Annotated in this window: 25 protein-coding genes; all 25 read left to right on the forward strand. The window is 28.8% G+C overall.

Annotation, left to right across the window (positions count from 1 at the left end):
* The first annotated feature begins 274 nt into the window (after positions 1-274).
* Positions 275-967, forward strand: a complete 693-nt coding sequence (locus Q0K54_RS10825; RefSeq protein WP_294581219.1) for a hypothetical protein — start codon at positions 275-277, stop codon at positions 965-967.
* The gene (locus tag Q0K54_RS10830) at positions 954-1,490 is read left to right on the forward strand and encodes a hypothetical protein (protein WP_294581220.1); all 537 of its coding nucleotides are present in this window, start codon (positions 954-956) and stop codon (positions 1,488-1,490) included. The genes Q0K54_RS10825 and Q0K54_RS10830 overlap by 14 nt, the downstream gene beginning before the upstream one ends.
* A complete protein-coding gene (locus tag Q0K54_RS10835) occupies positions 1,483-2,472 on the forward strand; it encodes a hypothetical protein (RefSeq protein ID WP_294581222.1) in 990 nt (329 codons plus the stop codon). The genes Q0K54_RS10830 and Q0K54_RS10835 overlap by 8 nt, the downstream gene beginning before the upstream one ends.
* A gap of 12 nt (positions 2,473-2,484) precedes the next feature.
* Positions 2,485-3,774, forward strand: coding sequence for a hypothetical protein (locus Q0K54_RS10840; protein WP_294581223.1), 1,290 nt, complete (start codon positions 2,485-2,487; stop codon positions 3,772-3,774).
* A 12-nt stretch (positions 3,775-3,786) separates the two neighbouring features.
* The gene (locus Q0K54_RS10845) at positions 3,787-4,347 is read left to right on the forward strand and encodes a hypothetical protein (protein ID WP_294581224.1); all 561 of its coding nucleotides are present in this window, start codon (positions 3,787-3,789) and stop codon (positions 4,345-4,347) included.
* Between the two features lie 36 nt (positions 4,348-4,383).
* Positions 4,384-5,484 carry a hypothetical protein gene (locus Q0K54_RS10850; protein ID WP_294581225.1) on the forward strand — a complete coding sequence of 367 codons (1,101 nt, stop codon included), beginning with the start codon at positions 4,384-4,386 and terminating at the stop codon, positions 5,482-5,484.
* Positions 5,484-5,942 carry a hypothetical protein gene (locus tag Q0K54_RS10855; protein WP_294581227.1) on the forward strand — a complete coding sequence of 153 codons (459 nt, stop codon included), beginning with the start codon at positions 5,484-5,486 and terminating at the stop codon, positions 5,940-5,942. Before Q0K54_RS10850 ends, Q0K54_RS10855 begins: the two co-directional genes overlap by 1 nt.
* A gap of 88 nt (positions 5,943-6,030) precedes the next feature.
* Positions 6,031-7,320 (forward strand): lipopolysaccharide assembly protein LapB, encoded by a 1,290-nt coding sequence (locus Q0K54_RS10860; RefSeq protein WP_294581229.1) that lies wholly within the window; start codon positions 6,031-6,033, stop codon positions 7,318-7,320.
* Complete coding sequence (locus Q0K54_RS10865) at positions 7,317-7,628, forward strand: hypothetical protein (RefSeq protein WP_294581231.1); 312 nt, start codon at positions 7,317-7,319, stop codon at positions 7,626-7,628. The genes Q0K54_RS10860 and Q0K54_RS10865 overlap by 4 nt, the downstream gene beginning before the upstream one ends.
* A gap of 12 nt (positions 7,629-7,640) precedes the next feature.
* On the forward strand, positions 7,641-7,976 hold the full coding sequence (locus Q0K54_RS10870; RefSeq protein ID WP_294581233.1) for a hypothetical protein: 336 nt from the start codon (positions 7,641-7,643) through the stop codon (positions 7,974-7,976).
* Between the two features lie 14 nt (positions 7,977-7,990).
* Complete coding sequence (locus Q0K54_RS10875; protein ID WP_294581234.1) at positions 7,991-8,296, forward strand: hypothetical protein; 306 nt, start codon at positions 7,991-7,993, stop codon at positions 8,294-8,296.
* Between the two features lie 21 nt (positions 8,297-8,317).
* Positions 8,318-9,634 carry a hypothetical protein gene (locus Q0K54_RS10880; RefSeq protein WP_294581236.1) on the forward strand — a complete coding sequence of 439 codons (1,317 nt, stop codon included), beginning with the start codon at positions 8,318-8,320 and terminating at the stop codon, positions 9,632-9,634.
* Between the two features lie 14 nt (positions 9,635-9,648).
* On the forward strand, positions 9,649-13,173 hold the full coding sequence (locus tag Q0K54_RS10885) for an FtsK/SpoIIIE domain-containing protein (protein WP_294581238.1): 3,525 nt from the start codon (positions 9,649-9,651) through the stop codon (positions 13,171-13,173).
* A gap of 10 nt (positions 13,174-13,183) precedes the next feature.
* On the forward strand, positions 13,184-14,863 hold the full coding sequence (locus Q0K54_RS10890; RefSeq protein ID WP_294581240.1) for an FtsK/SpoIIIE domain-containing protein: 1,680 nt from the start codon (positions 13,184-13,186) through the stop codon (positions 14,861-14,863).
* Complete coding sequence (locus Q0K54_RS10895) at positions 14,850-15,155, forward strand: hypothetical protein (RefSeq protein WP_294581243.1); 306 nt, start codon at positions 14,850-14,852, stop codon at positions 15,153-15,155. The genes Q0K54_RS10890 and Q0K54_RS10895 overlap by 14 nt, the downstream gene beginning before the upstream one ends.
* Before the next feature lie 92 nt (positions 15,156-15,247).
* Positions 15,248-15,682 (forward strand): hypothetical protein, encoded by a 435-nt coding sequence (locus tag Q0K54_RS10900; RefSeq protein ID WP_294581245.1) that lies wholly within the window; start codon positions 15,248-15,250, stop codon positions 15,680-15,682.
* A 939-nt stretch (positions 15,683-16,621) separates the two neighbouring features.
* Positions 16,622-17,179 (forward strand): hypothetical protein, encoded by a 558-nt coding sequence (locus Q0K54_RS10905; protein ID WP_294581246.1) that lies wholly within the window; start codon positions 16,622-16,624, stop codon positions 17,177-17,179.
* A 523-nt stretch (positions 17,180-17,702) separates the two neighbouring features.
* Positions 17,703-18,344, forward strand: coding sequence for a hypothetical protein (locus Q0K54_RS10910; protein ID WP_294581248.1), 642 nt, complete (start codon positions 17,703-17,705; stop codon positions 18,342-18,344).
* 265 nt (positions 18,345-18,609) lie between these two features.
* Positions 18,610-19,236, forward strand: coding sequence for a DNA/RNA non-specific endonuclease (locus tag Q0K54_RS10915; protein ID WP_294581249.1), 627 nt, complete (start codon positions 18,610-18,612; stop codon positions 19,234-19,236).
* A 20-nt stretch (positions 19,237-19,256) separates the two neighbouring features.
* Positions 19,257-20,618, forward strand: a complete 1,362-nt coding sequence (locus Q0K54_RS10920; RefSeq protein WP_294581251.1) for a type IV secretory system conjugative DNA transfer family protein — start codon at positions 19,257-19,259, stop codon at positions 20,616-20,618.
* Between the two features lie 11 nt (positions 20,619-20,629).
* Positions 20,630-21,835, forward strand: a complete 1,206-nt coding sequence (locus tag Q0K54_RS10925; protein WP_294581253.1) for a hypothetical protein — start codon at positions 20,630-20,632, stop codon at positions 21,833-21,835.
* Between the two features lie 33 nt (positions 21,836-21,868).
* A complete protein-coding gene (locus Q0K54_RS10930) occupies positions 21,869-22,312 on the forward strand; it encodes a hypothetical protein (protein ID WP_294581255.1) in 444 nt (147 codons plus the stop codon).
* Positions 22,313-22,315: 3 nt separating this feature from the next.
* Positions 22,316-22,924, forward strand: coding sequence for a 4Fe-4S single cluster domain-containing protein (locus tag Q0K54_RS10935; protein ID WP_294581257.1), 609 nt, complete (start codon positions 22,316-22,318; stop codon positions 22,922-22,924).
* The gene (locus Q0K54_RS10940) at positions 22,911-23,744 is read left to right on the forward strand and encodes a hypothetical protein (protein WP_294581259.1); all 834 of its coding nucleotides are present in this window, start codon (positions 22,911-22,913) and stop codon (positions 23,742-23,744) included. Before Q0K54_RS10935 ends, Q0K54_RS10940 begins: the two co-directional genes overlap by 14 nt.
* 16 nt (positions 23,745-23,760) lie before the next feature.
* Entirely contained in the window at positions 23,761-25,257 is a 1,497-nt protein-coding gene (locus Q0K54_RS10945; RefSeq protein ID WP_294581261.1) for a hypothetical protein, read from the forward strand.
* Positions 25,258-25,265: the final 8 nt, after the last annotated feature.

A 25,265-nucleotide genomic window follows, 5' to 3' on the forward strand; every position in this document is an offset into this window, starting at 1 on the left:
TAAAAGAGATAGATCAAAGGATAAGAGAAAGTGAAAATAGAGGATATATAGTAAAGAAAAAAGGAAGAGAGTATATCAAAGAAGACTGGAAAGGATTTATTATTCAAGGGAGAATTGATATTTAAAGATCACGAAAGTGATCTTTTTTTTTATCAAAAAATCGGGAAAAACGTTTAGCACTTATATTAAGGGTAGAAAAAAGATTAATTGTTTTTATCAAAAAACCGAGGAAAGTTACTTGCAGTTATATTAGTAGTAAAAGGAGGTGCATATAATGATGACTTATGAATTGAATTTTATTGAAAAAAAACTGATTCAAAGAAAGGCGCAGCAAGATGCAATTAACCAATGTTTTGTAGATGTACAAAATAAGCAAAATGAGACACTGTCTCCTTTTATATTAAGAGAAGTATCTGCTTTTACTTCTAAACGTGATAATTATTTAGCAAATCATCGTGTTATAGCTTTATTTCCTAACCGTAAAGGAAGATTGAGACGACAATATAAAAAAATGTCATATGCATTATCTACATTAAACTCACGTATTAATGGACTTGATTATGAAATATATTGTCAAAAACAAAAAATTGATCAAGAACATCATAAGTATGAAGAAATGGTCAATAAAGCTTATCAAAAGAATCTTTTTCATAAAGCAAAATTATATGAAAATAGATGGTTACTGATGAATGAACAGATGACGGAATTAATTAATCAAAAACAGACATTAAAGAAAGCATTATACGCTGAACAAAAGAGATTGATTGAGCAAGCTCGCTTTGTTTTACAGGCTAAAAGATCAAAAGTTTTATTGAAGATTAGATATTATTGCGAAAGTGCCAAGATGATCAACCCGGATATTTCTTTGATGCTTTTTGATGAAGAAGCGATCAATAAAATGGGGTTGGACTTTCATTTATTTAATAAAGATTGTTTTAAAGGAGATTATGAAAATGAAGTTGTTTAAAAGAAAACAGAAAACCGATCAGGAGCTTTATGACATCATTCATGATAAATTTTCTAAGATTACAAGACGAGAAATTGAAATGACAAGACAAAAGTTAGATGAAGAGTTTCAAAAATTGATTAGTCAAATTGATGCAGATAGCGATCAAACATTATCGGTAGAACGAGCTGAAGAGCTGTTGATGAATTTGCTTTCTATCTGCGTTTCTAGAAGACAACAGCTTGCTGACTGTTTAAAAAGTAATGTCGAATCTGGGCATATCTTTGACTATTATGATGAGATGATTGAAGAGATTGATGTTTTACAGGTAGAAGTTTATAAAAAATTGCGAGATAAGAGATATCTGCAAAAAGAATATGAATATGAAAATGGTATATATAACAGAGTTGTGGATCATACTTACCAATCTTCGTATGTTCCTGGGACTAATGATTTATCATTTTATGATAGAGAAAAATCGGATTTTGAAGATGAGTTATTGAAAGCTCTATATGGTGGAATGGAGGGAGATGATTATGCTTAAAGAACATATGAATACAAAGACATTTGCATGGATCATGATTGGATTTTTAATAGTAGCTGATTTTTTTTCAATCTTTTTGATGTTTAGAGACAATGAAGCACAGACAGATTTTATCTCATCTTTTATATTTGCATGGACCTTTGCACTCTGTCTAGAGGGATTTCCAACTATCTGTGGTTCACTGCTTGGAAATATAATTACTAAAATAAAACTTAAAGAAAATGACTTTAAATATAGCATTTTGGGATTTATTTTTGCATTTATTGGAACATTATTAGTCATTATCCTTGTGTTTGTTTTAAGAGGAATACAGATAGAAAGTCGCGGTGGTTATGAAGCTTATATTGCTGGATCCATGCAGGATTTCTCTGTTGATCTTGGTAATGCTTATTATCTTACTAAGCCATCTCAATATATTCTTGACCGTTTTTTGCAAATGTCACCAATTTTAACATCGGTTTTAGCGCTATGTATTTCATGGAAATGGCTAAGAACGGATAAAATTGATGAACAAAAAAATAAAAAGGATAGACTTCATCGACGTTTAGTACATCAAATTACTAAACAAGAAGATGCTTTACATAAGTTTGAAAATGCACGTGTTAAGTTGTGGACATTAGTGTGTAGTGATAAAAAGATGCCGGTAAACCCTAGTGTATATCGCTATGAAATCTTTAATCGCATTCGCGAGCATCTTTACCATAATTGTATGGATATCTTAGATACAGAAATGACAACATACAATGCTGAAATGGAAGTATTATTGCAATCTTATATTACTGCGTTAAGTAAGCAATCTTCGATTCCAGATGACATTTTATTATTGAAATTATCAGATGTTATCGAAAAGTATGATGCCAATAAAGATGATATGAATAAATGGGATTATAAAAAAGCTGGCCCAGTCATTCATGATCAAATCAATAATTCATTAAATCGTAATGCTGTCTATGTTGAAAAGAATTTAGATATGAAAAATTAGGAGAGTGATAACATGAAAAAAATAGTTTATTTAATTTTAGCATTATTATTATGTATCCCTTTAACAGGGTGCGGTGGTAAATTAAATGAATCGCTGTTAAAAAGTGATTCTGTCCCTTTGATTATTATTGCTGGTAAACATGCAAATATGAATTTTTTTACAGAAATACCAGAAACATTATCAAAACTAATCAATGATTCTATGACAGTTTCAGATACCGGCAATGGATATCAATGCAAAGCAGATGTATCCATCATTATTAATGATGGTGCTCCCGCAACACTGGATTTGAATTTTGATCTTACTGAAACAACAAATGAATACAATGAAAATTATTTAAATGCTAATGTTGAAAGCATTAAAAATAATATTCAAAGAGTTCTTTTATCCAATAAAGTGATTGCTGATGATGAAGAATCAGATTTATTGACAGCTTTACATGAAGCTTCATTTATTGCAAAAGGTCAACCAGCAAATCTCTATATTTATGATAGTGGTTATACAACATCAGGTTATTTAAATATGAATAGTAGTGCTTATGATATTGCCAACAATGATGTTGAATCAATAATCAGTCAGCTTTCTAGTAAAAATGCAATACCATCATTAGAAAATATTTCTGTTTATTTTGAAGGATTAGGAAATGTAGCAGGTGCTCAAAACTCTTATGAAGAATATAGCAGTAATTTAACAGATTTATGGAAAGGTATTTTATCATATGCTAATGCAGCTTTTGCTAATGTTCAATACTCTAATATTAATGGAACTGCCATGGTTTATGATGAAGATCAAAAAAGTGATGTCAACTATCCATATGTAACACCAATTAGTTTTCATGTTCCAAGTACTGAAGTATTAGCACATGTTTATAATTCTGCACAGTTAGGTTTTAAATCTAATTCTGCAGATTTTAAAGATGGTGTTGATCTTGCAAAAAAAGCAATTCAAGACACCCAATTAGAATCATTGCTAAAATTTGTTAATAGCGAAGATGGAACTATTTATGTTGTTGGAAGTATTGCTAAAACTTCACCTGATAGTAATGAAAAGACAAGTCAAATTTCTGCCAATCGAGCTCAAGTGGTTAAAGAATTGCTTATTGAATTAGGAATTCCTTCAACAAGAATCCAAACAATTGATGCTGGAGTAACAACATTCACTTGGAGAAATAGTGATGAATTTCCTGACGGTAAAAAAAATACAACAAACCAGCAAAATAACCGTGTTGTAGCTATTATCCCAGATAGTGAAAGTTGTGCAAGTGAAGTTCAGGAATTAAAGAATGCTGGCTATATTGAATAAAGGGGTGAAAATATGAATGCTCAAGAAGCACAGTATTATATCAATCAATCAAAAAGAAAACAGAATGAACAAATGCAGTTAAAAGCCTCTTATCAAAAGAATTATAATGCGGCTTCTTACCAAAAAAATCAGAAAACAAAACAGGTTCAGGTATTAAAGAGTAATCAAAGAAGCTTAGAAAAGAGACTGGAAGATGTTAATAGTGTTATTAAAGATTATTCCAAGATTTGTCAATCAGTATCTACATCTAATCAGTCTTTAAAAAAAGTACATGATTTATTACAAGAAAGTATACACTGTGATTCCATTGCAAGTGCAGATTTTTACAGTACATTTCAATTAAAGGATATTTATCAAGATGCCTATTCAAATCAGTCTTTAACTGATTTGAATAGGGAAAAACAGCGACTGGAAACAGCAATTACAAATCTAAAAAAACAAATTGATAATATAGAAAATCAAATCACACAATTATCAAAAAATATGAGAAATTATGAATCTGTCATTTCTACTATTAATAAAAGTCTTAATACTTATGAATATGATATTAGTTTTTATAAAAAATACTTATAAAAATTATAGATATATAAACAATAGGAGGTGCTTTTTTTGAGAATTGAGATTAGTCAATCTTCAATAGATGCATTATTAAAGAAAAGCAATTATATTGTTGAAGATATTAATGAGACAATCAATAGCATGAAAAAAAGAAAGGATGATATCGATAATATCTCTGGTGGCTACAACAATGCTACAAAAAGTGCATCAGATAATTTATCAACACGAATCAACAAGGAAAATATTAAAAAGGTTCAGGTACAAGAAGTAGTTACAAAAATGAATGATTTTATAGATAATGTAGTCGCTATTGATCAAAGTGTTGCAAGTACAATTAAAACAAATCAAAAACAGTTTTACGCAGAATATTCTTGGTTAAAACCAACAACCGAAGAAAAAGGTGGATGGCTTGAAAATTGTAAAAATTGGATCAAAGATAAGTGGAATTCAGCGAAAGAAAAGCTTTCTCAAGCATGGAATGCAGTTTGTGATTGGGTAAGTGAACACTGGGTTGAATTAGTTATTGGGACAATTGGTGTCGTTGTTGGTGTTGTATTATGTGTTTTAACAGGTGGTACAGTTTTAGCCGCATTAGCTGTAGCTTTAAAAACAGTTGCTGTATCGATGATTACATCTGCAGTTATAAATGGAGGTCTTTCAGTTGTCTTTGGTGGAAATTTTTGGGAAGGCTTCTTAGATGGACTTGCAAGTGGGTATATGTTTGGTGGTCTCGCTTTTGGTTTAAACAGTATATTCAATGGAATCGACTATTTCCGACAAAGTAGTCAATATTATAAACAATATGGTGGTAGTTATAAAGAGTTAAGAAAATTATCTAATTCACAAATTGAAGAAGTACATCATATGCCTGCAAAATCTAGTTACAAAGGTACTGATTTTAATCCAAGAAGAGGAACTTCTATCATTATTGATAAAGCAGATCATAAGTTAACATCTAGTTTTGATAATAAAGCAGGTTCTAAGGCTTATAGATTAGAGCAGTCAGAGTTAATAAAAAATGGAGAAATTATGAAAGCTTTTGATATGGATGTTCAAAATATTCGAAATATATGCGGTCATAAATATGATGCAGCAATTAAACAAGCAAGAAAGTATTTAAAAACATTGATTAAGGAAGGAGTATTTAACTAATGAAAACATATAAAATTGTTCCCTATCAAAGTGTTGGTCAACTTATATTTGGGATGGAACGTCAAGAAGTAAGATATCTATGTGGTAGTTTTAAAAATTATCCAACCGGTTTTCCAGTAGAAAATCACTCTGTGGATGATTTTGGATATCAACATTGTTATTATACACCAGATCGAAAATTAGAAGCAGTGTCAGTCTTTCCGGAAGTTACTCTTCAATATCATGATCAATCTATTATTGTAAGTGAAGATATACAATTTTTGCTGAACCAGTTAAATAAGATAGTTGATGACTTGAAGTATTTAGAGTTTGATGAAAGTTATTATAGTCAAACATTAGGCTTAATGATTTATTGTCCTGAAGATTTAGTCGAAAATGTCTTAATTTTTTCAGAACATTATTACGATGAAGAAAATGAATATTTAATGAAGCATTTTGGTGTTACCAAATTTGAATAAAATAGCAATCACTTTTTTAAGGTGATTGCTTCAAAAAACCGGGAAAAATGAAATGCAGTTATATTAGAAATAAAAGGAGGTGAAGATATTGACTAATCAATATGAGAATTTGTTATCAAAGGCAAGAGTCGCTTATGCTAATAAAAGATATGAAGAAGCAATCAAACTTGCTAAAACAATCATTCAATTTAATAAGACGAAAAGTGAAGCCTATATTATTGCTGGTAATGCTTATCTTTTACTAAATAATCTTGTAAATGCAAAAGAAATGTATCAACAAGCTATTGTTTTAGATAATACAAATGGTGAATATTATTTCTTATTAGGAAATGTTTATCTTGGTGAAGCTGACTACACTTTGGTAATAGAAAGCTATGCAAAAGCAGAAGCATATGGAGTTAGTGATGATATTAAACAAAAGATTTATTACGTTCTTGGCAACATCAATCAAGTTCATGGTCAAGATCAAGAGGCATTACTAAATTATCAAAAGGCAGGTGAAATTAAAGGAAATAATGATCAAAGAATCGATATTCTTTTAAACCAATTAGAAATTTATGTGAACCAGAATGATTTTATTGAAGCAGAAATTACTGCAAGATCATTGAAAATGATTGCTCCAGATGTCTACAATCATTATCATTTGTTATTTCAAATTTTGTTGCAATTAAACAAGATGGTTGATGCTTTAGAAATTTTAAATGAAGCTAAGGTTTTATTTAAGGAACATAAAGACATTATCGAAATTACTTTTGATGAGATTTTATTCAATGTTCATCAGGTAAGTTTAACGCACCAAGATAAATATTACTATCAAGCAATTGAGCTATTAGATAGTATTAAACCTTTAGATAATGAAAAAGATATATCTTATGAAAAAATGATTACTAAAGCAGAAATTTTACTGAGACTAAAGAAAATCGATGAAGCAATTGAAGTATTAGAAACTATCGCCGATCTTGAAGATGAAGTGTTTGTAAATTATATTGAACGAGCACGACTTGACTTGATGAATGCCTATATTGAAGTAAAAAAATACAAAGGAGCTATCATTTATGCTATACAGCTGAAACGAAGTGATGATCTCAATATTCGGCACATTGCACATTACTATGAAGCCTATGCAACATTGGAAATTTCAAAAAAAGAGACTAGTTTTAAAAAAGATGTCGATAAGTTATATCGACAAGTAATCGCTTACTTTAGAAATGCATCAGCATCTGATCCTAATGATTTGGTTGCTTTGGTATATCGTGCTAAGGCATATTGTGATGTGGGACAATTTGAAAAAGCTGAAAAGTTAGGACATATTTTACCTGAAGAAGCTCAACGGTTAGTTGATGAATATATCTTAGAAAATGGAGGTATTGTTTCATGAATATCTTAAATACAGATATTCTTTTAGATGAGGAGGCTTTTGAAACAGCATCTCAAAATTTTAAGAAACTTGCTGATGATATGGAAACACTTCGAAAAAATGTAAATCAGGGTTTAAAAGATCTAGAAACAGGTTTTCAAACACCTGCGGGCAAAAAGTATGTACAGACTTTTCAAAGCAAACTTTTAGATCCAGTAAAAAATCAGGTAATAGTTATTGAGCATGTTGCAGAAAATCTTATTCAAGCAAAAACTCAATACGAATCAGTTTTTGATGAATACAAACAATTAAATAACAGTATTAAATAGGAGGAATAAATTATGGCTGATACAAAAAATACAATTTTGACAGATGAAAATATTACTAATGCCTCAAGTGCAATTCAAACATATATCGATACATGTTTAGGAGAAATACAGAAAATTACAACAGAGATTGATAGCTTAAGAGCTGCAGGATTTGTTGGTGATGCATCTGATGGGTATAACACTTTTATTACTCAGACAATGACAGATTTAAAAAACAATTTTTATGAAAATGAAGGGCTGATGCCATCGTTAAAAACATGGTTAGATTCTTATTTAGAAAAGTTATTATCAGATGTTGATCCAAACTTAAAATCTCAAAATGAAAGTTTGAATACAGTAAATCAATAAGGAGGAAATGAAAAATGGCAAATAAAATCGTGTTTAATTATACAGATATTACTAATTCAGTTAATGCTATTAAAACAGGTGCTGAAGCAATAAGAGAAGCCGGAAATACATTGATTACTAATGTTGATGCGGCTATTGAAGGTGCTGATGGAGCTTCAATGAACAAATTCAAGACATTGATGGATGGCTCTGTCAGTAAATATGTAAAAACTAATATTCCAGATACGATTGATTCTATTGCTGAGGTTTTACAAAAAAATGCTGAGGCAATGCAGGAGTCTGATGAAGAAATTGCTAAAGGAATTCCGGATTCTATTTAATATAAAAGGAGGCATGTGAGTGTGAAAAAAACATATGAAAGAGAAGAAACATTAGTATTGTTGTTGTATAACCAACAAGAGTTTTCTAAACGTGTTGAAGAGTCATGCCCACATGATTTTCAAAACTATGAAAATATAAATCAGAAGATGTCTTTAGATGAGCTTTCCTTATCTAAGGACTCTTTTGGAATAGTAATGAACGGTAACAATGTTTCTTCTTTAAAACCATTATTAGAAAATATTGAGATAAATCCTTTGTCGTTGGATAGATCAAAAAATAATGTGTATATTAGAGGGCATACAAAAGAGGTTCAATTGAAGAAAAATGTCTTACAGAGAGTAAATTTTTCAATCTATCCACTTCAATATAAATATCCTATTGTTATGACAATATCTAAAATAGATAGATATAATTTTTGTCAAGATGAGAGGAATATTAATATTGCACAAAATGCATTTAGTTTAGAAAAGATTGATGTCAGTGAAAAAGATATTGTTTATAATCATATGCTTTCGTATGTATATTTACATGATGATATTAATATACAAACACCAATAATTAATGTTTCCCCAGGATCCATCACTGTGCGACAAAAGATTTCAAATGATATCATCATTAATAATAAGTATGATAAGAATATTTATCAACCACTACATTTAAATGGACAATGTCAAGAAGTGGAAATCAATACTCCTGAAATAGTGATAAAGAAAGTAGATAAACTACATTATGATATTTCTCAAACGCAACCTTCTTTACAACAGCCATTAATAAATATTTCTCTTGCTCCATTTTATCAACCGTTTTTTGAAGCGATTGATGAAAGAAATGTAGCATTTGATCAATTACAATTTGATATTAAAGGTTATTATCAGGGATCAGAGCCAAATCTTCCAAAAGCTTATCAAAGTAATTTTATGAAAAGTTATTCAAATAGCTATTTAAAAAGAGGGTTATTATTGACCTTAAAGGAGTATGATTTAAAAAAATATAGACAGTATCTAATATCTTTATCTAAAGTAGAAAAGCCTTTTGAGTTTATTGAACATGACTTTCAAATATCATTGAATCATATAAAAGTAACTACTAAAAGTATTGAAACTAAACAACTTCCAAAGTTTCAGATGTATTGTATTTCAGATGTTATTTATTCAGGTATTGACCTACAAAAACAATATAAAATACCGCAGATAGATACTTATCCTGAAGTCAAAGAATTTGTTGAAGCACTATATCAAAGCATTGAAATAATGAAAACAGACTCAGTAACTTATAGCTGTCCCCAAATAAATATAGATGAATCAAAGAAAATCATAGAAGAATTATTTAAAATTTAAAGAGGTGAATGAAAATGGCGGAAAACAAAAAAATTTTATCAATTCATGAAGAAAATACTATCTTTGTCACTGCGCACTTTATTGGAAGTGGTAAACAGCGTGGTACAGAAACAACGATAGAAGAAGAAAACTTCTATGATCTGGACTTGATTGTAAATAATGATATTACATGCAATCAGTTGATGGATGCTATTCGGATTGGGTTAGAAAAGAAGTTTGAGGACAGTTCTAAACTGTCTTCAAGATCTTTCATAGAATACATCTTTGATTATTATCAGCCACATAATGATAAAGTCATTAATGACTTATTTAAGGATTCTAAAGATAATACAGAAGAAGATATCTATGCTTTATGTTTACAAATTTATTTACTTTGTTATAACGAGTTCTATAGTTGTTATGTCCCTGAAGATACTATTGAAAATTATAAATATACGGTAACTAGAGGTTTTGTAAATTTAGATGCTAGTGATTTATCTTCAAAGTTCTATTTATCAAAAAAGATTCATGGTGAAAAAACTTTAAAAGAATTAGGCTTTGTTAGCTCATCACATATAAATTTTGGATGGTCGAGAATCAAAAATCCGGGATTAATATTTGACGAAGATATTAGTGTAATAATCAAAGCTTTTCGTGAAAGAAAACCTAACTACAATATTAGTGATACGCCACTTTATAAATTAGATGTTGAGCCAGTAAAGATTATTCCGGATACACCAGCGCCACAAAAAAGCAAGACTAATGTTGTGGTTGGAATTTTATCAAGTGTATTAATGGTAGCTACAATGCTGGTGGCTCGTGGTTTTAGTAATTCTAGCTCATTTATGTCTTATCTTCCTATGATGATTGCAATGCTAGTGGCAACCATACTTACAGCCTTGATCAACAAATATTACACAAATAGGACTTATCGAGAAGATTTAAAGAAATGGAAGAAAGAATATCAGGATTATATTGTAAAAACAATTAAAAGTATTGTTTCTAAACAGAAGTGGGATGTGGAGCAACTTAATTTAATGTATCCACCGGTTCTACCTAATATTAAAGAGTTAAAGCCTTATAAAGATCAAAAATTTGAAAATGAGAGTTGTTTGATTAATAAAATTAGAGCGATTGATGGAGAAATTTATTCAAGAAATAGAGAACATCCAGATTTTATGAAAGTAAGATTAGGTGTTTCTGCACCAAAAAGTCAGCTTGTTAAATCTGTTTTTGAAATTAAAGGTGAAAAACAAGATGTTATCTTTTCATCTGCACGATATAACCAAATCAGTGATATGAATCAACCATTTAAGATCTCTATCGATGAAGGAAATGACTCTTGGCCATATTTGATTGATTTACCTTCAAATGTTGCTTCACAGTATGCCTATTTACATGATGCTCCAGTATTATTAGATTTGTTAGATTGTGGGACCTTAGGACTTGTTTTCGATGAGAGTATTAACTTTCAACCTTTTTTAGAAAATATGATTCTTAATCTTTGTTTCTATCATTCACCGGAAGATATCCAGTTTGTTTACTTTGCTGAAACTTATGAAGATTATTGCGATAAACATCCAGATATTAGTATTTCAAAATGGGATTATGAGCAAAGAAAAATTCAAAGATTCAAGCACTTACCACATTTTAGAGAACTATTAATGGATACTAATCAAAATAGAGATCTCTCAAGTTTTGCTTTCCATAAGGATGGTGCATTTAAGATTTTAAATAAAATTTTAGATATTTTATCAAACAGGCAAGAACATAAGCCACATATTATTATGATTTTTGAAAATGAATATGATTTTAAAAGACATCCTGTTTCAGAATATTTAAGAGAATATAAAAAAGATGAAAAATATGTTGATCATGGTATTAGCTTTATTTTTTGTAAAAGACACCTAGAATTGTTACCTAAATATTGTGGTCAAATTGTAAGAGCTACTGATAAAGGACAATGGTTTTTATTACCACATTCACAGCTATTATTAAGAAATAGTCAAAATGATAGTCATCATATTAATATGAATAACTATGAATTTATTTGTGATCGATTTGATCAAAATGATCTTGATTTTTCAGTTTTACATAAAAGATTTGAATATGCATTTAAAATCCTAAGTGCACTACATTATGATCGTATTGAACAGGCAGGGGATGTTCCATCATCGATACAGCTATTTGATATCATTAATAAACTAATTCCTAAAGGGCAGGATCATCTAGAATGTCACACCTCTGAAGATTTAGATAAATTAAGACAAAAAGTTAAAATGTTATTAAAACGAGAATGGGGTATAAATCTTAAAGGCACTAGAAATATAATAGATTCATTGGCTGTTCCTATTGGTGTTAGATCAGAGCTTGATTCTGAAAACAGTCTTGTAATTTTAGATCTTCATGAAAAAGCTGATGGATCACATATGATTGTAGCAGGAACGACGGGTTCTGGAAAAACAGAAACCATCTTAACGTATTTGATTATGTTGTGTCTATTATATACACCGCAACAGGTGAATTTATTGTTAATGGATATGAAAGGAGCTGGTTTTGTTAAAAGAATTGGCAGTTTACCACATGTTGTAGGTAAAGTAACTGATATTGATGGTGATGAAAATGGAACAAGTATGGAGTACATGCTTAGACGATTCCAAAAATCTATGGATGCCGAAGTCAAAAGACGTAAAATGATGTTCTCTAAAATGGGTGTTGACAGTATCAATACTTATATCACAGCTAAAAAGTATTTAGATACTCATATTAAAGAAACGTTAAAGCTCGATCCAGAAAATGCAAAAGATGAATATGAGCGTGCTGAGATTGAAAGACAAATTGAGGAAATCAAAAATCTTGAAGATATTCCACATCTATTCCTTGTAATTGATGAATTTTCCGAATTAATGAGATATTCAGGAGAGAATAATGGAGTTAATTTCAAGGAAGAAATTACATCATTAGCACGTATTGGCCGTTCTTTAGGTTTTCATATTATCTTAATTTCACAAAATATTGAAGGTGCGATTACAAAAGATATTAGTGTAAATACAAATGCACGTTTATGTTTAAAAGTTGCCACAAATGAAGCTTCTAAAGAAATGATTGGACGTGATCTTGCGGCTTCACCTTTAATGCCTGGAAATGGGAGAGCATATTTGTTGATTGGTACAGGTAGTCGCTTTGAATATTTCCAAAGTGCTTATTCAGGTGCTGGATGTGTAAAAAATAACCATAAACATGTGATTGTTACAGAAGTAAAGAAAAACGGAGAAAATAAATTATTTTACGATTCAAATAAATCCTATAGTGATGCTATTCAGTATGATTATATTTATAAAACAAATAAAAATTACGGTCAGTTATATCTGGATGTTTCTAAAAAAGAAACATTAAAAAATGAAATAAAAATGGATCAAACACAGCTTATGGTCTTAGCTGAAGAAATCACTAAATTAGGTCGCGATATTCATGTTCATACAGTATTTCAAAATCCATTACCTGAACAATGTTATTATGATTTTGATACGGGTGAGGTTATTGTTTTAAAGAGAAAGTGAGGGAATAAAGTTGAAAAGTTTAAACCTAGCAATAGGATTATATGATGATCCAGATAATCAAATTCAGGATATTTATTCATTTGATTTATATACTTCTAATCTAGCTATTTTTGGACATACAATGAGTGGTAAAACAACATTGCTCAAAACACTTCTTATAAGAATGCATCAAAAAATCATAGGAGATGAAGAAGAAATCTATATCTTAGATTTTTCTAATAACTTAGAAAGTTATAAATCATTACCTTATGTTAGAGCTTATTTTGATTCCTATAATGAAGAAAATATTCGAAGAATCTTTAAACTTATCTTTGATAAATTAACCTATAATATTAAAGAATTACCAGGAAAAAATTTTATTGAAAAATCTGCTCATTCTAAAGCAAAACATATTACATTAATTATTGATGGAGTGCATGCTCTTTTTGCAGATGATTGTTATGCAAGATATCAAAATGAATTAAAGAAACTTTCTACAGATGGTCTTTCTAAAGGAATATCAATCATTATAACAGCAAATGAGCCTTCTGTTGGATTAAAAAAATTACTATCATCTTATAATCATGTTATTGCTTTTGATTTAGATCAAGACCAATATAGTGAACTTTTTACTGATTTTACATCGAAACCAGTTACCTTGAAAGGAAGAGGAATTGCTTTATTAGAAGATCATAGTTATGAGTTTCAGGCTTTCTTACCTTATAATAGCGATATTAAAAATAACAGTGAAGAACAAATGATCAATCAAATAATTGAATGTTTGATTCAAAATGGTGTTGATGTCAAGCAACTACAATCTGTACAATTAAAAAGTTTAACAGGCGATCTTACAGAAAAAAATTGGAAGATGTATACGCAAAAGCCACTCCATATTGAACAACATCTTGTAGCGGGTATTGATTATTATCAATATTTGCCAGCCACTATTGATTTAATGACGGCAAAAACAATTGCTATTTATGGGAAAAGGCAATATGGAAAGACAAATTTGCTAAAATTAATTCTTAAAGGTTTGTCACTTAAGGAGCAAATGAGGGTTATCTGTTTTGATGATGTGAGAAGAGAATTAGATCAGGTCGAGGATGATCTTGTAGAGTTTGGTCAAAAGATTGAGATCGATTCATGTAGCCAATTGTTAAATTATTTATATCAACTTGATCATCATATTGAAGTCAATGAGATAGACTCTCTTGTATCAGCAGATTTTGTGGACTTGAATCGAAATATTTATGATGATAATTATTTTGGTATAGATGGACCTGATGTTTTAAACGAGCCAGTTAAAGAAAAATCTATAACAGAGAGCAGTTTTCATCCGCTTATGAATATTTTCATTATTCAAAGTCGTCTTTTTTATTCCAAGAGTGAGCATGTAATTAATCAGTTGTCCGACTATATTGAAAGACATGAAAATACTTTAGTTATCTTCTCTGATGTTCAAAGAATTACAGATTTAAATAGTAGACAGATATTTAATAACTGTATTCATCATGCATTTTTATTAGATGATATCTTAAAATTTATTAAATCTAGAGGTGCAACAAGTAAGTTTTCTGAATATGATGAATATGAGTTAAAAGAAAATTTTGGGAAAAGTAGTTTAGGTGATGGCTTTTATTATAATGTTGATTATGATGAAATACAAAAATTGAAAATGGTAAAGGTAGATGATGATTATGGCAGAATATAAATTATTGGATACAAGTAAGTTTGATATATTTATTGAACAGTCAAATGAGTGGATTGAAGAATATGCAAGAATTCAAAAAGAATATGATCGTATTGTTAATACATTAGAAAATAACTGGAAAGGCAAAGGAGCAAAAGCATTCTTATTGGATGCAAAAGAAGTGAAAACTAATATTACAGGTATTGGTGATATCTTGAAAACAATGTGCGATATTTTGTACGACTGTAAAGATGTTTTTACTCAATCGGATACATCACTTGGGAATAATAACAGAAATCTATTATCTCAATAATGACTTAGACCACATAAAGTGGTCTTTATTTATATCAATAACCGGGAAAAAATGGATGCAGTTATATTAAGAGTAAAAGGAGTGTGAGATTTATGTTAGTAAAAGTAGTTGATTTTTTAGAAGAATATGCAATTTGTAATTATACAGATGAAGATGGTTACAATGCATATGGCTATTTGCATACATTAGAGATTGATGATATGAAATTACCTGTTCAAGAAAAGGTCAAGATTGGTGATGAAATAGATGCAGAAATAATGTATGTTTGTCGTGGTGATACAATGCTGACAGTAAATTCTTGTAACGAAAAAACCTTTGAGGAGCGTCTTAACGGTTTAAACAAATTTGATTCTGTTGTATGTTGCATTGTTAAAGAAACAAAAAATGGAGGAATTGCAAATATTAATGGAGTACCAGGATACGTATCAGGAAATTTGAATATCGGAACACAGATTCTTGCTAGTATCAGTAAAATACTAACGGATAAACATATGTTGCTACTAAATTTAGAATCAGTATTTTATTAAAAAAGAAAAGCAAGAAAACAATAATGGATTATTATAAAAATAATTAGCTTTAAAAAGTACAAAGCTCAAGTTAGAAATTAATGATTCTATTAAAAATGGAAGAGTAATGTTTGAATTATATTCTTCCATTTTAATAATTTCAATGTAGTTATAGTGATAGATGATATTAGATTAAAGAATATATTGACTGCAAATGGGTTTTAAAATTTTATAAGATAGTTTTATTAAGATTATTCATTTTCTAGTAATACTTAAATTCTATATCTACTTTTTATTGTTGTAGTGGATGAGTATAGTCTATCAGATTTGTATGTTTTACGCAGCTTGATGTTAGATATTGAACAGACTATTAGAAACAAAAATATGACTATTTTAAATTATAATATGAAAGGAGAAAATTATGAGGAATATTGTAATTATATATACTTTTATCTCAAAATATTATCTGGAGAAAGCAAAACTTCTCTTGAAGAATCAAAATTATGATGAACTCTGGAACTTGTATAATTGTTATGATATTAATTTTAGGAAATTAGATTACGAAGAATTCTTTTCTATATTTGACTCTATTTTAAATTGTTTGTTTATTGTAAAACATATGTGTATTAAAATTTATCAGTATCTATTAAGAAGATTTTATAAATCGTATCCAGAAATACTAAAGAAATTCTGTAATGATAGTGAAGGATTAATAGAAATCAACGTATTATCTAAAAAAACAAAAATCAAACAATATAAATTTGAATCTCAGAAATTAAAAAAAGATTTATTTTCCAATCTATTTTGTCAGTTAATTCATTATTTTCAATCACATACAAGATTTTATAAGAAAACTGATAGATGTAATCAAAAAATTTATAAACTGAAAGATGCAGATGATTTTTTACCTCTAAAGAAAATTAGAGTCTCATTCATGAAATTAAGGTGGGTGTCTTATAAATGAAGGGGATATTGGACGATGAAATGGTTAAGGTTTATATTCAATATCTAACGTCATTTATACCAAGTCAAAAACAACTTCAATATATAGAAGATCATAAACAGATCATAAACAATAATTCATATTGTCTTGCTATAGTTAGGCTTGCACTCCAGCAACAAAATGCATGTGAAAATTTTTATCGTGAAGCTGAAAAAAATAAAATTATTATAAAAGAAGCTTGTCATAACTTAGGATGGTTTAGAATTGTTAATCATCGAATATATACTCAAAGCAAGCTGTTTTATATATCTAATTATGATGTTGTTATATTAAGTGATGAAAATAATTATGATCAAGATAGATTGTTTCTTATCTATAATAGAAAAGAAAATGACCTATATCTTTATAGTAACCAAAAAAAAGATTACTATTTATTGGTCAAAGAATATTATGTTGCTCCAATATATAGAGAGTATAAGAAATCCGATGCAATATATTTTTATTGTTTTGATAAACAGAAACTTCCTTTTAATGAGAAAATAGAAATCGTTTTTCAAGAGTTTCATGTCGATTAGTAAATTATATTAGATATTTCTCAGATTAAATACGTTATTAAAGAGTTTTTTCTTTGAAATTTCAAGATTACATGTAGTTTCTAATTTTAAATTTCTAGTCATTGATAAAATTAGATTAATTGAAAATTGAATATTATTTTACAGATATCGATACAAATATTAGTCGATGTTGACATATTCCATGATTTGATCACTTTTATTATCTTTTAATTGTAGCTGATTTTATTTATTTTGTATCGGCTAACTATATAGGTGATACAAAATGATTTCATATAGCTTATATTATGAAGTTTAAATATATAAATGCTGAAAATATCGATTTAGCAAGATATCCAAAAGATACTTTCTTATGGTTTGTTAAAACTGTATCATAGTTAAAAAAGTTATATTGAGGATAAGAAAAGTAAAAATTTAATAAAACTTAAATAAGTCGTCAATAATATCTTAAAGTATCACACATAAAATATTTATATAACTTTAGTAAGTAAAGAAAAATTTTTATTTGTGAAAAGAAAGGGATATTATGAATTCAAAAGAAAAGAAACTGGTGAAAATCAGCTATATAATTTATTATTTGTTATTAATAACAGCAATGATTTATTGTTATTTAAATCATAATAATAATGGAATGATGATGGGATTAATGGCCAGCTTTACTTGTTTTTTAGTACCTTTGATTTTAAAAATATTAGGATTTAAATCAGTTTTTGGAATATATATCATTAATATTATTTTTGCAGCTATTGCAAGTATTTTAGGAAGCATGTTAGGCGCTTATTCAATTCCTTTTTTTGATAAAATCCTTCATTTTTCTAGCGGCTTATTTATTACTGAACTGGCATATATGATTTTTTGTTATTTCAAAAAGAAAATTGATTTTAAAACTAATGACGAGCGAAAACTGGCGATATTATTTATCAATGCATGTAATATGTTAGTAGCAGTATATTGGGAATTTTTTGAATACTTTTGTTTGATTTTTTTGAATAATGATGCCATTAGACATTACACAACTGGAGTACATGATACAATTACTGATATGTTAGTAGCCTGTTTAGGTGGTTTTATTATTACTAGTCGAGTTGTTCATTATTATAGAACCAATAAATCTAATTATTGGATTAGGTTAGTTGATAATTTTTTTGAAAACAATAAATTTAAATAAAGAATTTTTAGTGTTTTAAGGATAAAAATAATCAGATATTAGCGTGATTGATTGACAACTTTTTTGTAAAAAATGTTATATTTTGGTTAAATTGAGAATTAGATGGGGAAATTTACCAAAATTTAAAACTATTTAGATAAATTAGATTTAATATTATCCGTAATTTTGATACAATATCTAATAACAATACATTATTTTATAATTTGAAAAAAGTTATAAACCAAGGGTAAAATTGCAATATTAAAAAGTAAAGTGAGGGGATATTGTGAGTTTACATGATGATTTAAATAATGAAAATTTATTTGATGAAAACCAACCAGGGGATTATGAATATAGTGAAAACCAATATGGTAAAACGGCAAAGGGACAGTTAACATTAGAAAATGGTCAACGTAATGCCTACGCTCAAAGAACTGTTGGTGGTAATGACCGCTTGGCAACTGATGATGGAGGTCATTTGATTGCAACTAGATTTAATGGCTCTGGGGAAAAAGAAAATATGGATGCTCAAGATGCTAATTTAAATCGTGGCTCTTATAAAATTCATGAAAATGAATTGGCTGATCAATTAAGTTCCGGCAATAAAGTTTATGAAAATGTTGAAACATTTAAATCAAACGGATCGCAACGTCCGGATGCTTATATGGGATATACGATTACTGAAGACCAAAATGGAAATCGTGAATGGGATGCTTTTTCATATACTAATGCCAGTGCCAGTGAGCAACAGGAGTGGAACGATTTAACGGAAAATAATGATTTAATGGATGAATACGATAATGCCATGGATTATCCTGATGATTATAATCCTGGAGACTATGAATCTAATGATTATGATTCCGGTGATTATGATGGCGATAATGATAATGACAGTGGCAGTGAAATGGATTAAATTCTGTGAGGGGATGAACAATGATTAGAGATTTAACAAAATCAGTAATTGATGGTTCTATTGTCAAAGATAATCAAAATGAGTCTAAATATTTAAGTGATTATGTTGTTAGTTTTCCCAGTTATAATAATGATATTTATTTAAATTCTGAGTTGTTGTCGAAACACTTGTTATTAATTGGGGCAATTGGAACCGGAAAGACTAATGTAATTCATAAAATCATGAAAGATATTAATAATTTAAATCGGGATTCATTTGCCATGATCTTTGATACTAAAGGCGATTTTTATCGTTATTATAATAAAGAAAAAGATATTTTAATATCTACTGGTAAGAATTATCGATCAGTAACTAATTTTTATAATGTTTTCAAAGAAATTAAAGCTTATTCAAATGATGTAGAGGAACAAAGAAGCTTTGCTAGAGAGATTGCTAAATCGTATTTTGTTGATCGTAAAAATGAAAGTCAGCCATTTTTTTCAAATGCTGCGCAGCAAATATTTGCTAATATCTTAATTGCTTTTAATGAGGGGTTAATTGGAACAAATGATCAAAAGGTGTTAAAAAGTAAGGAAGATATTTTCAATCTTAATACAACAAAAAAATCAGAGTTATCAAATGCAACTATTTGGAATTTTTTTCAAAATCATAGCGATAGTGAAATTGCAATGATTTTGAAAGAATGTCATTTTAGAAATACCGAATCTGCGGTTGGTGATGCCAGAAGTAAACAGGCATTAGGAGTTTTTGGGGAACTTAGAAGTATGATAGAAGATTATTTTACTGATGCTTTTGGTCAAAGTGATGTTAATAAAGATGTTTCAATAATTGAAACTGTTCGGAATAAAAATGGTGTCAAAATATTTATTGAATATGATTTAACTAAAGGACAAGTATTGTCACCAGTATATTCACTGTTGTTTGATTTAGCTTTAAAAGAAGCGTTGGGGAGAAAGAAAAGCAGGGGCGAGTGTTATTTTATTATAGATGAATTAAAGCTATTACCTAAATTAAATCATTTAGAGGATGCTTTAAATTTTGGACGTTCATTAGGGGTAAAGTGTGTTTGTGGAATTCAAAATATTCATCAGCTTGAGGATGCTTATGGTGAATTTACCGCTAAGTCATTATTGAGTGGATTTATGAACGTTTTTTCTTTTTATGTTTTAGATTTTCAAACGCGTAAATATATTATTGATAATTTTGGTGAAAATTATGTAGATTTTTATTATTACAATGAAAAACAAAAGCCAATTAACGTTCAAAAAGAAGGACATATTGTCGAAGATTATGATATTTTATCACTTGGTCGTGGCCAGGCGATTATTAAACTAGATGGATTAAAACCATTTATTTATCAATTTGGCAAATATGATGATTAGGAGGAAAAATAATGGATGATCGATATGGTGGCAGAATTAGTCGTCGTAAGATGCGACTAAATGATTTTTATGATACATGCAATGAAAATATTTATGTTTTTGGCGGCAGTAATTTACAGTATCGATTAAAGCTGTTAGGAAGACATCTAGAAAAAATGTATCGAAATAATGTACCGACAATTGTTTTTTTTAGTGCCAGTAATAATAGTTTTACGCATCAAGAAATAACTAATACTATTTTATATACTAAAAAAAAGTTACATGATACCCAAAATAAATTAATATTAATTGATAAAGATTATCCGTATTATCATCCATTACTAGGAGTTGAATTTAAGGATATTGTTAAAGTGGTTGATAGTAATGATGATTTATTGCGGGATGATAGTGCCTATTTAGATAGTATTTTAACGATTATTAAAGCTGAAAAAATACCACTTAAATTACATTCGATTATGGAATATACTAACTTAAATTTAAATGTTTTAATTGATAAATGTAATGATTTAATCAGTAGAGTTAATAGCAGTACATTAAAGCAAGATTTGATCGAAGCTAAAGAAATGTTTGAAGAAGATCAACTGACAAAAATATCTTCAGCACCAGTAAGAAAATTACTGAAAAAGTTAGATTTTTCAATCACTGATTTAAATAATAAATATTGTCATTATAGTATTAGTAATGCCGTTAAACAAAATCAAATAATTTGCATAAATTTAGCTAATGGAACTAAAGAATTAATGGACTATTTTCAAGCAGAATTATCTTATGTCGGAAGCAATTATAATGTAATTTTATTTGATGTTAATTGTGCTTTGAATGACAAATTTGAAGATAAAATGATTGATACTGATGCATTATCAATTTATTCAAGTAATTTTAATCGTGATTTCAGCACCATTAAGCAAGAAGCAATTTTAGGAAAGAAAAATGTAACATTACTATTTAAAATGCAACCTGGAACAGCTTCTTCAATTGTCGATTATTATGGGGAACATGATTATATTTATAAATTAGAAGGACATGGACGTGGACATGGAGTATTAGATATTTTTCACTTGCGAGATACTCATTATAGTAATTCACAAACACATCGAGAGCGAGTTAATAAACTTTCTGGTGAAAATGTTGCAGATTTATTAGAAAATTTTGAATGTTTTGAAATTAGGGGCAATGATATTATTTATCATAATAATGTTAGTTATGAAGATTTATAATAGTCTTGTTTTATTAGAAAGAAGGGGTTAATAATGCCGATAAATGACCAAGAAATGGCTCAGATCATAAAAAAATTTATGGAAAAAAATTCACCAGAGAAAAAGCAAGAAAAGAATAAAAAAGAGCAGGAAGAACAAAAGCACGAACAAGAGGATAAAAAAGAAAAGAAAAAACAACAAATATTTATTTATAATGATCCTCAAAAAGATAATTTAGAAGTAAAGTATAATCAAACTAATTATCAACCTCCGCTTTTGCAAGTTCAAAGAGATCAAATAGTTCATACTTCCAATACTGTTTTAAACAGTGCTGTTTCTGGTATTGCTGGATTATTTCGGTTACTTTTAGCAATTCCTTGGAAATGGGTAATTGGAATTATTGTTTTTATAGCTGTTATTATTAATTTCCAAACTATTATAACTTACGGTCTTATTCTTCTGGTTGGTGGGATTTTGTTATATTCTTTTTTGAGTTGATATATGAAATTATATTTAATGCACTTTCAACCTTCATCTACGGTTTTAGGACCATATTTAAGAAGTATTATTTGGGTTCAAGGTTGTCTAAAAAATTGTCCTGGTTGTATTGCCACAGAGAGTCATGAAATCAAAAAAGATGGCGGAGTGGAAGTTAATACAGTATTAAATTGGCTCAATGAGTATCCTGATAATGAAGGAATAACAATTTCTGGTGGTGAACCTTTTTTACAGGCAAAGGCCTTAGTGGAGCTTGCTAGCGAAGTAAAAAGACAAGCTAAGGGAGTAATTATTTATAGTGGCTATACTTATGATGAATTAGTTAATAAACATGATCAAGATATTAATAATTTATTAAAGCTGACTGATTTATTAATTGATGGACCCTTTATTGAACAACTAGATAATAATGAAGCTGGACGCGGTTCCACTAATCAAAATTTTATATTTCTAACCTCAAGATATAAAAAAGATAAAGCTTATTTTTTTCAAGAACGCCAAGCTAATATTTATATTGATGGTAATAAATATATTATGGAAGGGATCCCTAGTGAAGAAGATAAAATATTATATGAAGCAATTATAGGAGATTTAAACAATGGAAACAAATAGAGTGCTAGATCGGGGAAGTCATCTATTGATTCCTTATCAAGAAACAACCAATATAACTATTTCATCAAAAGGTTTTGATGATTTTGATCTTGCCGGATTAGAAAATAATCGAACCGGTAAATATGGTGGTTGTCTTAATATTATTAAATATTTAAGTGGTGGTAATTTAAGAATTAGAGCGATTAGAAGCAGCAATGATAGCTTTATTATCACATATAAAAATAATGGAATTAAAGATAAAGTAGTTATTAATGGGGAAGAGATAGAAATAAATTTAGATGATACGACGATTACTTTAAACATCAATGATGACATGAAAATGCAAATTCATATTATTTCTAATGAAGAAGTAATCAATCAAGAAGCAATTAAAGAAGAGGAATCTAAAAAGGAAGACTTGGAAAAACAACATACTTCATTAAAAGAACAGTATGAGAAAATAAAACAAGAAAATGAATTGTTAGTCAAAGATAATGAACAATTAAAACAAAATTATCAAACACTCCAAAAACAAAATGAAGCAATCATTAAAGAAATTGATAATTACAAAAAAGATATTAAAGAATTAAATGAGACATTTAGCCAAAATAAAAATCAAAATGATTTACTGCAAAAACAATTCGATGGTACTTTAAGACACTATGGGATTACTAAAGATGTTTTCAATGAATATAAAGAAGAAAATAATAGTCAGAAAATTAAAGAAATTTTAAGTGATATTCAAACGGAATTAAAAGAGGCTGAAGAGTTATTAAAAGAATATATCGAAAATAAGCAAAAGAGAGTTGATCAAATCCGTCAGATGATAAAACCTGAATAAAAAGGAGGCGTTGATGATGAATGGTTATCAGGGACAAATTAACTTGTTAAAACGTCGAATTAATCAACTTGAAGATGAACGAAGAGCGGCAATAGAAAAAGAAAGAAGAAGATTTGAAGTAGAATTGCAGCGTTTAGAACAAAGAATGTTACGTCAAAACGCAGCTGATCGAAAAAAGCTGGAACAAGAATACCAACGTAAAATTAAAGAATACGAACGATTTATTCGTGGTGAAATTACCAGTTTAGATAAAGAGTTGCAAGAAGAAATTCGCCAGAAGAATCGTGAAATCTCATCTTTAAAAAGACAAATGAAAGAGATTGAAAAAAGTCTTAGGGATAGCGTTGAAGGTTTGAAGAAAAATATCCAGGAAGATTTAAAAAGAAAACGAGAAATTGCCAGTCGCTATGTTAAGGAGTTTAGAGATGTAGTAGCATCTTTTGTTAAGATACCCCATCAAAAATTCACACCTAATAAGCTGGATACGATTAAAGAAGTAGAAAAAGAATTTAATGTTCTTGATGACGGGGAAATGTATGAAGCTAAAACGGCTGTTGCTATTTCATCAACATCAGCTTTACACCGTTTAGAAATTGAAGTTGCTGAATTGTCTAGTCAATGGGTAAATGAGTATCAATTATATAAGCAATATACCAGTCATTTGTTTTATAGTATCTATGATCATATGGCTAACTGGAAATCCGATTATGCGACAAAAATTAACGAAATTGAAGTAGCGGATAATTTTTATTTAAATGATTTTGATGAAAATAAAATTAATATAATTAAAGAAATCGACTTTTGGTCTTTTGGAAAATATTTAGAATATTTTAAACAGTTAGAAAAAGAATTAGAATTAATAAAAGAAATTGAACATCGAGGAATCGATAATTATTTGTTAGATGAAGATAGTATCAGTGTAATCGCTTTAATTGAAAAAAGCCGGGCTTTAAATGAAACACTAAATCAAATCTTTGAGATTTATACTAAAGCAAAAGACAATCAAGAAAAATATCATTTACGTACAGAAATAATGGATGAACTCATTAAACAATTTGAAATAAAACGTAATGTCCAAAAAAGCCAAATTAAAGTTGAAAAAGCACAAGATGATAGTGCCTTGGATTATGTTAATTATAAATTATTAGCTAAAAAGTTAGTTGGGGATCCACGAAGAAGTTTACATGGCATTTTAATTAGTACCGGTGATTTAGAAATTCACATTTATATTCGACCTGAAGATTTAGGTAATCGTTATCGTAATATTATTTTATTATATGATGATTTTGGTGATCAGGGCTACTTATCTTCAGCTGAATATGATGATTATCAAATGCTGCTTAGAATTTTAAGACAATTGGGTCTTAAGATTGATAATAACGGTTATGAAGAAAATGATATCTGGTATATACCGTTTGCCGATTTACAGGCGGTATCCAATTTACAAGCTAGTAGAGATATAAATATTCAAAAATTTGCCGGAAAATTAAATCGGGCAATTAGAAGTAGATAAAGGAGATA

This window comes from uncultured Thomasclavelia sp., from assembly GCF_944324745.1.
In the GTDB taxonomy this organism is placed as follows: Bacteria; Bacillota_I; Bacilli_A; order Erysipelotrichales; family Coprobacillaceae; genus Thomasclavelia.